At 59.7% G+C, this 12,221-nt stretch carries 11 protein-coding genes; 2 read left to right on the forward strand and 9 right to left on the reverse strand.

Going from position 1 to position 12,221, the window contains the following annotated elements; all coding sequences use genetic code 11:
• Positions 1 to 378 precede the first annotated feature (378 nt).
• Positions 379 to 699, forward strand: a complete 321-nt coding sequence (locus MC269_RS05860) for a hypothetical protein (protein ID WP_081140424.1) — start codon at positions 379 to 381, stop codon at positions 697 to 699.
• On the opposite strand, the gene yejF is transcribed toward MC269_RS05860, so the two are convergent.
• From yejF to yeiP, 9 genes are all read right to left on the reverse strand, one after another.
• A complete protein-coding gene (yejF, locus tag MC269_RS05865; protein ID WP_239954400.1) occupies positions 686 to 2,290 on the reverse strand; it encodes a microcin C ABC transporter ATP-binding protein YejF in 1,605 nt (534 codons plus the stop codon). The genes MC269_RS05860 and yejF overlap by 14 nt on opposite strands.
• Entirely contained in the window at positions 2,287 to 3,312 is a 1,026-nt protein-coding gene (locus MC269_RS05870; protein WP_239955075.1) for an ABC transporter permease, read from the reverse strand. The genes yejF and MC269_RS05870 overlap by 4 nt, the downstream gene beginning before the upstream one ends.
• Positions 3,309 to 4,394: a microcin C ABC transporter permease YejB gene (locus tag MC269_RS05875; RefSeq protein WP_239954401.1), complete on the reverse strand. Its 1,086-nt coding sequence runs from the start codon at positions 4,392 to 4,394 to the stop codon at positions 3,309 to 3,311. Before MC269_RS05875 ends, MC269_RS05870 begins: the two co-directional genes overlap by 4 nt.
• A 10-nt stretch (positions 4,395 to 4,404) precedes the next feature.
• On the reverse strand, positions 4,405 to 6,216 hold the full coding sequence (locus MC269_RS05880; protein ID WP_239954403.1) for an extracellular solute-binding protein: 1,812 nt from the start codon (positions 6,214 to 6,216) through the stop codon (positions 4,405 to 4,407).
• A gap of 33 nt (positions 6,217 to 6,249) precedes the next feature.
• Complete coding sequence (locus tag MC269_RS05885) at positions 6,250 to 7,830, reverse strand: cyclic di-GMP phosphodiesterase (RefSeq protein WP_239954405.1); 1,581 nt, start codon at positions 7,828 to 7,830, stop codon at positions 6,250 to 6,252.
• A gap of 226 nt (positions 7,831 to 8,056) precedes the next feature.
• Positions 8,057 to 8,626 (reverse strand): bifunctional murein DD-endopeptidase/murein LD-carboxypeptidase, encoded by a 570-nt coding sequence (gene mepS / locus MC269_RS05890; RefSeq protein ID WP_081140430.1) that lies wholly within the window; start codon positions 8,624 to 8,626, stop codon positions 8,057 to 8,059.
• A 545-nt stretch (positions 8,627 to 9,171) separates the two neighbouring features.
• Positions 9,172 to 9,873: a phosphatase PAP2 family protein gene (locus tag MC269_RS05895; RefSeq protein WP_239954406.1), complete on the reverse strand. Its 702-nt coding sequence runs from the start codon at positions 9,871 to 9,873 to the stop codon at positions 9,172 to 9,174.
• 42 nt (positions 9,874 to 9,915) lie between these two features.
• Positions 9,916 to 10,893 (reverse strand): GTP-binding protein, encoded by a 978-nt coding sequence (locus tag MC269_RS05900; RefSeq protein ID WP_239954407.1) that lies wholly within the window; start codon positions 10,891 to 10,893, stop codon positions 9,916 to 9,918.
• Between the two features lie 75 nt (positions 10,894 to 10,968).
• Complete coding sequence (gene yeiP, locus MC269_RS05905) at positions 10,969 to 11,541, reverse strand: elongation factor P-like protein YeiP (RefSeq protein WP_081140433.1); 573 nt, start codon at positions 11,539 to 11,541, stop codon at positions 10,969 to 10,971.
• A gap of 160 nt (positions 11,542 to 11,701) precedes the next feature.
• Here yeiP and MC269_RS05910 point away from each other — a divergent pair, with 160 nt between their 5' ends.
• Entirely contained in the window at positions 11,702 to 11,956 is a 255-nt protein-coding gene (locus tag MC269_RS05910) for a YkgJ family cysteine cluster protein (RefSeq protein WP_239954408.1), read from the forward strand.
• The last annotated feature ends 265 nt before the right edge of the window (positions 11,957 to 12,221 follow it).

A 12,221-nucleotide genomic window follows, 5' to 3' on the forward strand; every position in this document is an offset into this window, starting at 1 on the left:
GAGGTGCGTATTTGCGCGGGCCGAGCGCGCATGGATGCCTTGAGCGACTTTGCGATCGGACTATGTCACCCTGCGTCGGCGCCGCTGCAAAAATCCCTTTTCCGCTTCGTTCCACTGTACCCAGCCTCATATGTTTCTTAGTTGTGAATATTAATGATTAAGAAAGTAACGAGATTGCGTCTAAACTGATTGTTAACTGGCGATGAACGCGGTACTAATAGGCCAAAATGCGAGCTGAATCGCAAATAACAATCTTTCCACGGGTTGTATGTGGGGAAACAGGAGAGCAGGCCTTGACGTCCGTTTCTGCCGTTGAGCAGCAACAGTAAGGGTCGTCTGTCGTGACTGACGTTAATCGCTCTGGGGATAACATTAATTATGCTGCAACTATCCATTGTGCATCGCCTGCCGCAGCGCTATCGCTGGGCCAGCGAGCTACACAGCGCCATCCTGGCGGAAGAGGGCGTCGCTGATGAACAGGATCTTATCGCGCTGCGCCTGATCAGCCATGACGGACATCCCGGCTGGGAAATTATGCATCAGCTGCAGGATGCGCTGGCGTCAATTCAGGTCGAGTGTAAAGTGGCGGAGTGCGAAGGCTCGCCCTGTCTCTTTATTCTGCGCAGCGACGAGAGCGCCACCAGCTGCTGCCTGAAAAATCAGGGCGTGGCGATCGCAGAAACCTTTACCGGCCACTGAGCTGCGCCGACGCCAGCAGCTCACGCGTATAGGCAGCGGCAGGCGCGCTGAACACCGTCTCGCAGTCGCCTTGCTCCACCACTTCGCCCTCGCGCAGCACCACTAGCTGATGGCACAAGGCGCGCACCACCTGTAAATCGTGACTGATAAACAGATAGGAGAGCTGATGCTGCTGCTGAAGCCCCTTCAGCAGCAGCAGGATTTGCTGCTGCACCGAGCGGTCCAGCGACGAGGTCGGCTCATCCAGCACCATCAGCTGCGGCTCCAGCACCAGCGCGCGGGCAATGGCGATACGCTGCCGCTGCCCGCCGGAAAATTCCGCCGCATAGCGATGGCGGCTCTCTGCCTCTAACCCCACTTCCTCCATGGTGGCGATCACGCGCGCCTCCTGCTGCTGCGCGTCGAGATCGGGCCGATGCACCGCCAGCCCCTCGGCGATAATCTGCAGCACCGTCATACGCGGATTCAGCGAAGAGTTGGGATCCTGAAACACCACCTGAATGCGGCGGCGCAGCGGCAGCAGCGCTTTGCGCGTCAGCTGGTGCAGCGGCTGGCCATCGAACCAGATCTCTCCCTGCGCGGCAAGCAGCCGCAGCAGCGCCAGGCCGGTGGTGCTTTTGCCGGAGCCCGATTCGCCCACCAGCCCGAGGCTTTCACCGCGCCGCAGCGAGAAGCTGAGGTTGTGAACGGCAACTTTTTCCGCCACCTGTCGTTTGAGAAAGCCGCGCCGCACCGGGAAGCCGACGCGCAGGTCGCGCACCTCTAACAGCGTGGGCGCATCGGCGCGCAGCGGCACCGCACGGCCCTCCGGCTCCGCCGCCAGCAGCTGCTGCGTATAGGGATGCTGCGGCTGGCTGAACAGCGCGCGGCAGGCGTTGCGCTCAACGATTTTGCCCTGACGCATCACGCTGACGCTGTCCGCCAGCTGCCGCACGATGCCTAAATCGTGGGTGATAAACAGCATGCCCATATTGTGTTCGCGCTGCAGGTCGCGCAGCAGCCGCAGGATCTGCGCCTGCACGGTGACGTCAAGGGCGGTGGTCGGCTCATCGGCGATCAGCAGCGCAGGCTCGGTCAGCAGCGCCATGGCGATCATCACGCGCTGGCGCTCGCCGCCGGAGAGCTGATGGGGGAAATCGTTCAGTCGCGCGGCGGCGCGGCGGATGCCGACCCGATCGAGCGCGCTGAGGATCTCGCCGCGTGCCGCTTCGCGCCGCATGCCGCGATGCAGAGAGAGCACCTCGTAAAGCTGCTTCTCAATGGTGTGCAGCGGATTAAGGGAGACCATCGGCTCCTGAAAGATCATCGCTATCTGGTTGCCGCGCAGGCCGCGCAGCCTGCGTTCGCCCGCGCGCAGCAGATCTTCGCCGTTAAACAGGATCTGGCCGCCCGTATAGCGCGCCGGCGGCGTGGGCAGCAGCTGCATCACCGCCAGCGCGGTGACGCTTTTACCGGATCCCGACTCGCCCACCAGCGCCAGGGTTTCACCGGCGTCGATGTGCAGAGAGACGCCGTCGACCACGTTGCGCGTTGCGCCGCCGCGCGCAAAGGCGACGGAAAGGTCTTCAATAGCAAGCAGCGACATGGTCACACTCCTCTGGCCGGATCGAAGGCGTCGCGCACCGCCTCGCCGATAAAGATCAGCAGCGACAGCAGGATCGCCAGCGTAAAGAATCCCGCCAGACCCAGCCACGGCGCCTGCAAATTGTTTTTACCCTGCAGCAGCAGCTCACCGAGCGACGGCGAGCCGACCGGCAGACCAAAGCCGAGAAAATCGAGCGAGGTCAGGGTAGCGATAGAGCCGCACAGGATAAACGGCAGAAAGGTCAGGGTGGCGACCATCGCATTGGGCAGCATATGCCGCAGCATAATGCGCCCGTCGCTGACCCCCAGCGCCTGGGCGGCGCGGATATAGTCGAAATTGCGCGTGCGCAGAAACTCGGCGCGCACCACGCTCACCAGCCCCATCCAGCCGAAAATCACCGTGACCAGCAGCAGCCACCAGAAGTTGGGCTGGATCACGCTGGAGAGCAGGATCAGTAAAAACAGCGCCGGCATGCCGGACCAGACCTCGATGACGCGCTGACCAATAAGATCGACGCGGTCGCCGAAATAGCCCTGAACCGCGCCGACGACAATGCCGATGACGCTGGAAAGCAGGGTCAGCATGATGCCGAACAGCAGCGAAATGCGCGTGCCGTAGAGCAGGCGCGCCAGCACGTCGCCGCCGCTGGCGTCGGTGCCGAGCCAGTTCTGCGCCGACGGCGGCGACGGGAAGGGCACGGCGGTGGCGAAATTAATGGTGCTGTCGCTAAAGCGGATCGGCGCCCACAGCGCCCAGCCGTTCGCCTTTAGCTGTCGCTGCAGCCAGGGATCCTGATAGTCGGCGGCGGTGGGCAGCGCGCCGCCGAAGTCGCTCTCGCTGTAGCTGACCAGCAGCGGCACATACCAGTGCTGCTGATAGCGCACCAGCAGCGGCTTCTCATTCGCCAGCAGATCGGCGGCGAGCGAAAGCGCGAAGATAACCAGAAATATCCACAGCGACCAGTAGCCGCGGCGGTTGTGGCGAAAGCGCAGCCAGCGCTGCTGATTAACGGGAGACAGGCGCATCAGCGGCCCTCAAAATCGATGCGGGGATCGACCAGCGTATAGGTCAGGTCGCTGAGAATATTCATCAGCAGGCCGATCAGGGTGAAGATATAGAGCGTGCCGAACATCACCGGATAGTCGCGCTGAATGGTGGCGTCATAGCCCAGCAGCCCCAGGCCGTTGAGCGAGAACATCACCTCGATCAGCACCGAACTGGTGAAAAACATGCTGATAAAGGTGGCGGGGAAGCTGGCGATCACCAGCAGCATGGCGTTGCGAAACACGTGGTGATAGAGGATGCGCCGCTCACTGACCCCTTTGGCGCGCGCCGTCACCACATACTGCTTGCGGATCTCGTCGAGAAAGCTGTTTTTGGTCAGCATGGTCAGGGTGGCGAAGCCGCCAATCACCGTTGCCAGCACCGGCAGGCTGATATGCCACAGGTAATCGCCGATTTTGCCGAACCATGAGAGAGAATCAAACTGCGGCGAGGTGAGGCCGCGCAGGGGAAACCAGTCGAGATAGCTGCCGCCGGCGAACAGTACGATCAGCATGATGCCGAACAGAAAAGCGGGTATCGAATAGCCGATAATCACGAAGGTGCTGCTCCATACGTCGAAGGCGCTACCGTTGCGCACCGCTTTTTTAATGCCGAGCGGAATCGACACCAGATAGATAATCAGCGTGCTCCACAGGCCGAGGCTGACAGAGACCGGCAGGCTCTCTTTGATCAGCTGCAGCACCGACGCGCTGCGGAACAGGCTGTCACCGAAATCGAAACGCAGATAGTTCCACAGCATCTCTACGTAGCGCTGCCACATCGGCTTATCGAAGCCGTAGCGCTTTTTGATCTCGGCGATCACCTCGGGATCGAGGCCGCGCGCGCCGCGATACTGGCTGTCCCCTGGGCTGGCGCGGTTAAGCGAGGCGCGCGCGCCGCTCTCGCCGCCGCCGGGCAGGCCGGTGGTCTGGCCGAACTGAATGTTAGCCAGCGCCTGATCCACCGGCCCGCCGGGCGCGATCTGCACGATAAAGAAGTTCAGCGTGATGATCGCCCACAGGGTGGGAATAATTAACAACAATCGGCGTAAAAAATAGGCGGCCAACTCAGGCTCCTCAGCGTCGTTCCGCCGGCAAACGCGCGGCTTTGTTCACGTCATACCACCAGTTCTCCAGCCCGCTGGCGTAGGCGGGCTTAACGGCGGGATGGGAGAATTTATCCCAGAAGGCAGTACGATCTTCCGCGTTGTACCACATCGGGATCATATACGCATTCCACAGCAGGATGCGATCCAGCGCCTGGCCCAGCGGCAGCAGCGCCGCCTTATCACCCTGATGCGCCACGATGGCCTTAACAAAATGATCGACCAGCGGATCCTTCAGCCGTGCGCTGTTCCATGACGAGTCGATATAGTCAGACTGCCAGCTGGTCTGCAGATCGGAGCTGGGGATCGGCATCGCCAGATAGACGCGGGCGATCATATCGTAGTCCCCTTCGCGCAGCCGCCGCAGATACTGAGAGGCATCCACCACGCGCAGCGTCAGGCTGATGCCGAGGCGCGACAGGCTGTGCTGCCAGGGCAACGCCCAGTCGTTGCTGGCGCCGCTGCGCAGCAGCAGCTCAAGGCGCATCGGCTGGCCGGTTTTATCGTTCACCAGCTGCTGATGTTTCACCTGCCAGCCCGCCTGGCGCAGCAGATTCAGGGCTTTCAGCAGGTTGGCGCGATCGTAGCCGCTGCCGTCGGTGTGCGGCGGGGCGTAGGGCGCGCTGAACACCTCGGGCGGCAGCTGCGCCTTAAACGGCGCGAGCAGCGCCTGCTGCGCGGCGTCCGGCAGGCCGCTGGCGGCGTATTCGGTGTTCTGAAAATAGCTGCTGACCCGCTGATAGGCGCCATAAAACAGCGCCTTGTTCATCCACTCAAAGTCGAAGGCGAGCGTCAGCGCCTGTCGCACCCGACGGTCGTTAAACGGCACCTTTTCGTTGTTCAACGCCAGCCAGGTGGTGTTGGTCGAGACGCGGTTGGGCGTGGTCTGCTTCACAATCAGCCGGCTGTCGAAGTTGCGGCCGCGATACTGCGTCGCCCATTTTTTCGCGGAGCCCTCTTCGCGCAGGTCGAAGGCGCCTGCCTTAAAGGCTTCAAACGCCACGTTATCGTCAAGGTAGTAGTCGTAGCGCAGCGTGTCGACATTAAAGCGGCCGCGATTGACCGGCAGATCCGCCGCCCAGTAGTTTTTTACCCGGCTGTACTCGATGTACTGGCCCAGCTTGTAACGGCTGATGCGATAAGGGCCGCTGGAGAGCGGCGGCGCGCTTAGCGGCTCGTTGAACTTTCTGTTCTGCCAGTCGCGCTGCGACAGCACCGGCAGCGTCAGCAGCCCCAGCATTAAATCTTTGTCCGGCTTCAGCAGGTCGATGCGCACGCGCTGGCTGTCCAGCGCTTTGACCGTCACGCCGCGATAAACGACGCGAAACTGCGGCACGCCTTCGCGCATAAATTTATCGAAGGTAAAGGCGACATCCTGCGCGGTGATCGGCGTCGCGTCATGAAACTGCGCGCGCGGGTTGAGGCGGATCTCCATCCAGCGGAAATCGCTGCTGTAGCGCGCCGACTCGGCGATAAGCGGGTAGTAGCTGCCCGGCTCGTCGTCGGAGCTGGTGAATAAGCGATCGTAGAGCGTCTCGGTGCCTGCGCCAGGATTGCCGCGCGAGGCGTAGCGGTTAAAGTTGTCGTAAGTGCCGACCACCGCCAGCGTCAGATGGCCGCCTTTTGGCGCGCTGGGATCCGCATAGTCGAAGTGGCTAAAGCCGGGCGCGTATTTAGGCTCGCCCAGCGTGGCGAAGGCGCGGCTTTCCTGCACCTCTTGCGCCTGCAGCGGCGCGCAAAGCGCGCTGAGCAGCAGCAGCAGCGTGATCGGGCGAAACAGCATAGGGTGAGCGATCTCCTGTGATCGGTGGCGGCCTTATCCAGCCAGCGTCGCCAGGCTGCGGCTGCGGTAGTAGTCAATCAGCCGGTCTGGCTTCAGTGGGCGGCTGAACAGATAGCCCTGCATATGGCTGACGCCGTGCTTGACCAGCCAGGCCGCCTGTTCGCCCGTTTCCACGCCTTCGGCCACGGTTTTCAGATTCAGCTTCTTCGCCAGGTGCAGCACCGCGTCCAGCACCGGCGAGTTCAGGGTCTGCGTGCCGATGCTTTGCACGAAGCCGCGGTCGATCTTCAGATAGTCGAAAGGATACTTCTCCAGGTAAATCAGCGCGCTGTGGCCGGTGCCGAAGTCGTCGATGGCAATCTGAATATCGTTTTGATGCAGCCAGGCGAAGATCTCGCCGGCGTTTTTATCCCGCACCATGGTGCGCTCAGTCACTTCAAAAACATAGTTGAAATGGTTGCCGGGCATGGCGGCGATCCACTGTTTGACATCCTGCTGAAAACTTTCCGATGCCAGGTGCAGCGGCGACAGGTTAAGGCTCATATGGGTGCCGGCGGGCACGTAGGGGTTGAGCCGGTGCGCGTCGCGCGCCACCAGTTCGAACAGATGGCGCGTCAGCGGAATAATCAGGTTAAGCGACTCCGCATAGCTGATAAACATATCTGGCGGGATCATGCCCTCGCTGGGATGGGTCCAGCGCAGCAGCGCTTCCAGCCCGTAGGCGCGCCCGCTGAGCGTGCTGATCAGCGGCTGATACTCAACGTGAAACTCGCCGCGCTTGATGCCGAGCAGGATCTCTTTGCCCGGACGCTGGTTAAGCGAGAGCAGCAGCCAGCAGCCGCCGCCCACCAGCAGCGACAGCAGAATGCCGCTCAGCACTATCAGGTGAACATCGCGCATCGACAGCGTATCGCCATAGAGCACGAACTGCAGCGGATAGCCGCTAAGTGGCAGCTGCATCAGCGGCTGCCGCGGCAGCTCGTCGTTGGCCATCACGCTCTGCCGCCAGCTGGTCAGCGCCGTGTTTTGCGCCACCAGCGCCATGCCGGAGATTTCCGGATGATAGGAGGCCAGCAGCTGATAGGGCGCCAGGTTGATATTGACCGTGGCCAGCACGCCGGACTGGACGCTTTGCGGATTACGCAGCCACAGCGCGAACACGGGTTTGCCGGGCTGCAGCGGCGTGCCGCTCAGCAGGCGCAGGTCGCGATTGCGGCTGAGATCGGTTTGATCGGAGATGGTGTTAAGCGGCAGATAAAACGCGCCGGTCGCCGAGGAGCAAAAGGCGTAGCCCTCACGCACCAGTAAAATGGCACGCAGATCGTTGGCGAAAGCGGCGCGGGAGGTCAGCTCCTGGCTGATGGCGTGACAGTCGAACTGAGTAAAAGAGAGCAGGGGGTCCAGCGTGTGGGCGATAAGCGCGTCCAGCGATTGCTGCAGGGCGTTGCGGCTGTCGTTCAGCAGCTGCTGATGTTGATGCTGCCGCTTGTGCCAGGTAAAGGTCAGCAGGACCAGCGTAAAAACAATAAAGAAAAGGCTGCCGAAAATCGCGCTGCTCCAGGCGATGCGGCGAGGATAAGTGGCCTGGCGCATCAGCGCCCTGGACAGTGGCATGAAGTGCTTTCCCCTTGTCTTATCTTTTATTATTGACTGTGCACGACTGCTCTCTGGCGAAGGTCATGAGAATATAACGAGACAGCAGGAAATGTCTCGTTATTCTTCTGATAAACAATCACTTTTACATTATTAGTACGCGGTTATCCGGCATAAGGGCGAAAAAAAACGCTGCCGAAGCAGCGTCTTGTTTTTCTCTGGCTGAGAAACGATCGAAGGTCAGGAACTAGCTGGGATTACGGCTTAATACCCGACGCCCTTCGCGGTAGCGTTTTTTCCAGTAACTGTCGTTGAGACTGGAGATCATCACGCCGCTGCTGGTAGAAGCATGGACGAAATTATCGTTGCCGAGATAGATGCCCACGTGGCGGCCGGTTGAGCCAGCGCGGAACAGCACCAGATCGCCAGGACGCAGCTTGCTGCGTGAAATCTCGTTGCCGGTGTCCTGCTGTTCAGAGGTTGAACGCGGCAGCTCTAAGCCGAACTGATCGCGAAAGGTGCGCTGAACAAAAGCGGAACAGTCGATGCCACGTTTGTTGTCGCCGCCGAGGCGATAACGCACGCCTTTCCAGTCGGCATATTGCTCCATGATGCGGGACTTAACGTCCACGTTCCGCACCATCTCTTCGAATTCATCCTGAGACGCCTGAAGTAAAAAACCATTCTGGTTGTTAACTTCATGATTCTCGTTTTTTGCGTGTTGACCGGTACTGCTGCATGCCGAGAGGAGTGTTGCCAGCGCCACTGCAGGCACAATCCGCCAGATATATCTCAGTATTGGTTGAGACTTGACCATTGTTCGTATATTCCTTCGATGTCCTTACGACAGAATGTCGCCAGCCAGATGACAAAACGGATTGAGATTAATAAGCGTTGCAACCTAAGACAATTCCTTAATTACTAAAATGTGTTAACGAACACGTTTTTGCCTAAAAAGGAGCCGAATTTTCTGCTGCTACAGCCTCAACGTCATGGAGGTTAACTGATTCCAGACGCCGTGGCGAGTGCTTTTATGTAATTTCTAATAGCTTTTTTTGATGTGAAATCAGTCTGTAACAGACTGGTTACTTTATCCTCAAATTTAGGAAATTATCCCCAAAATAAGGGGTGAAAAAGCCGCCATTTCTTTCTGTAGGGGATTTTTTAAGAGCTTTCACGCTGGACAGCCGGGGAGAGGCGGCGCGAATGCGCCGAAATCATCATAATATTTTCTGTATCACGCTATTTGGTTAGCGTGCTAATAATTGTGGCGGGATTTTATTAAGCGCGGAGCCCTAAGAATATCGCTATTCTTTTATCCGCGCTTATCAATAAGATTTGCTTCTGTCCCACCGCCGCTATTTACGGCTTATATTTGCCCGGCAGCTTACGGTAGAAGAAGTTAACGATAGCGTCGCTCAGCGGCGTCAGCAGCACCCAGCTGAGTCCCACCAGCAGCACCGAAAGCGACCCTACGGCGATATCGGTAAACCAGTGCGCGCCCGCCATCACGCGCGGCAGCGCGAAGATCACCACAATCGCGGCGCCCACCAGAAACGCGCGGCAGCCGAAATAGCGCCACATAAAGCAGGCGAAAATCATCAGCATCATGCCGTGGTCGCCAGGGAAGCTGTTGGCGGAGGCGTCTTTGGCCGGAATACCGGTCAGCTCGCTGACGCGATGCGCGTTTTCAAAGAACAGCGTCGGACTTTTATGCTGCACCGGCAGCAGATGGCCAAGCTGATTCAGGATCACCGCGCTGAGCAGCATGGTGATGCCGATGGCCAGCAGGCGACGGCGGCCCGGCGGCGTTTCGCGGCGCCAGTAGACCAGGTAAAGCGCGCCCATCGCCAGCAGCGACACCAGATCGAAACCGCGGAAGTTGGTGATCGCCACCAGCAGGGCAAAGCCCGGATGATCGACCATCTGGTTATTAAAGCTGAAAAAGATCCCCTTATCGACGCCGGCCCAGAAACCGTGATCGGGCGGCAGATACCAGGAGAGAAACAACACAACGCCGAGGGCGTTGAGCAGCAGAATTGTGACAAGACGAGTTGCGCGCATCGTATTCACTCAAATAAAAAATAACGGCAGAAGCTAACCTGGCTAGTTTAAACGAAGCTTCAACAACTGAGACTGCAAACGATTCCAGTCCACCGGTTGCGAATGGATCAGCTCGATACGGCTGTCGGGCGGCGTCTCCGCCAGGCGCTCTGCCTGCACGTCGCCGCCCTGACCGTTAAGGCGGAGCGCTCCGTGCGCGGTGCGCAGCACGCCTTTCAGGCGCTCGACCGGCGCCTGACGCGCCCAGGCGAGCAGCGCATCGCCGTCGAACAGCGTATCGCCGTCAAACAGCCAGCCGCAGGCAACATAGCCCTGGCCTTCGTTTAACGCGCGACGCCAGCGCGCCTGGCCGTCGAGACGCAGCGCCGCGACGCCGCTGGCGCGCGCCGGAGAAGCATGATGATGCGCAGGCTGCGGCAGCGCTTGCGTATTCGTGCGCGGCTGAGCGAGCAGCTGGGGATCGATGGCGCCAAAGCGGGCGGTAATAAACGCCCGGTGGTTAAGAAACGCCTGCTGCCACTGCTGCAAATGCTGCCGATCGTCCGCGTCCCAGAGGTCGCTTTTATTGCCGATAATCACATCGGCCGCCGCCAGCTGATCGCGAAAATTTTCGTTGGCGGTGACGCGCGCATCGGCCAGCTGGCGGGCGTCCAGCAGCGTCAGCGTGGCATCAAGCTGAAGATGCGGCTGGTAAGCCGGCGCGCTGAGCATCGCCAGCAGCTGACGCGGATGCCCCAGGCCGGTAGGCTCGATCAGCAGCCGATCGGGACGATTCTGCGTCAGCAGCCTGTTCAGCCCCACCTGCATCGGCAGGCCGTTGACGCAGCACATGCAGCCGCCGGGGATCTCTTTCAGCGCCGCGCCGCTGTCGCGCAGCAGCGCGCCGTCGATGCCGATTTCGCCGAACTCGTTGACCAGAATCGCCCACTTCTCATGCTGCGGCTTGCTGGCCAGCAGATGGCGCAGCGTGGTGGTTTTCCCACTGCCGAGAAAGCCGGTGATAAGGTTGACGCGCGTCATGGCAGGAGCCTCCGTTAAACGAGAATGGCCGCGAAGGCGGCCACTAATGTTACTTTATAACATATTTTGCGTCTGTTAGTCGGCGCGGCTCATATAGCGGCGCTCGGCGATATGAATGCGGATACGATCGCCGTTGCTGAGGTATTCCGGCACCTGAATGCTCAGGCCGGTGCTCATGCCGGCGGGCTTGGTGCGCGCGCTGGCGGAGGCACCTTTAATGCCCGGCGCGGTATCGACGATCTCCATATCCACGGTCTGCGGCAGCTCAAGCGCCAGCACCTGGCCCTCCATCGTCAGCACCTGAATGCCGGGAATGCCGCCTTCCGGGATAAACAGCAGCTCTTCTTCAATCTGATCTTTCTTGAAGGAGTAGGGCGTGTAGTCCTCGTCATCCATAAAGACATACTCGTCGCCGTCAATATAGGAGAAGGTGACGCTGCGGCGGCTGAGCTGAATAACGTCGAGGATATCGTCGCCTTTGAAACGCTCTTCCACCTTCAGACCGGTGCGGATATCGGTAAAGCGCATTTTATACAGCGTCACGGCGCCGCGCGCGCTCGGGCTCTGAATATCGATATCTTTTACCAGCAGCAGCTTGCCGTTGAAGCTCACCGCCATTCCTTTTTTGATCTCATTCGCTCTTGGCATTGCAACTCTCGCTTAAAGGAGGATTCCGATGCGCGCCACGTTACTCGCGCCAGCGAAAACAGGCAATATGGCGCCGGAAAAAATGCGGCCGGTTACGCAGTCATGGCTTTCCCCGATGGGGGCTGCTATTGTCGCGGCTTATTCCCTGCTGGAGCGCATCATGCAATGCCGTAGTCAGTGCGGCGCCTGCTGTACCGCGCCCTCTATCTCTTCGCCTATTCCCGGCATGCCCCACGGCAAACCCGCCAACACGCCCTGTATCCAGCTGGATGCGGATCTGCGCTGCAAGCTATTCGGCTCGCCGCTGCGGCCCGCGGTCTGCGCCGGTTTGCAGCCGTCGCGCGAGATGTGCGGCGACAGCCGTCGCGACGCCATGATCTATTTGCTGCAGCTGGAAGCAGACACCGCGCCCTGATAAAGCTGAAATTGCTGACGCTTTTCCTGCGGGCGCCCTTACCGTTACAGCACGCCTTTCAGCTTCTGCCGCTCTCGCCTTCTCTTCCCCCATTTGAAATGTGCGTAACGTCAAAAATCTGCTACGCATTTTACGCAATTTCTTGCATGGCCTGGCGCGCTGTACCAGACTCCTTGAAACGTTTCAGCGGTGTAGCGTCGCGCTTTGCGCGTGCTGGCAGCGCTTTAAACAACCATCAGGCTGAAACGATTCAATTTCAGTAAGC

The sequence above is a fragment of the Pantoea sp. Z09 genome, assembly GCF_022394795.1.
Taxonomy (GTDB): domain Bacteria; phylum Pseudomonadota; class Gammaproteobacteria; order Enterobacterales; family Enterobacteriaceae; genus Pantoea; species Pantoea latae.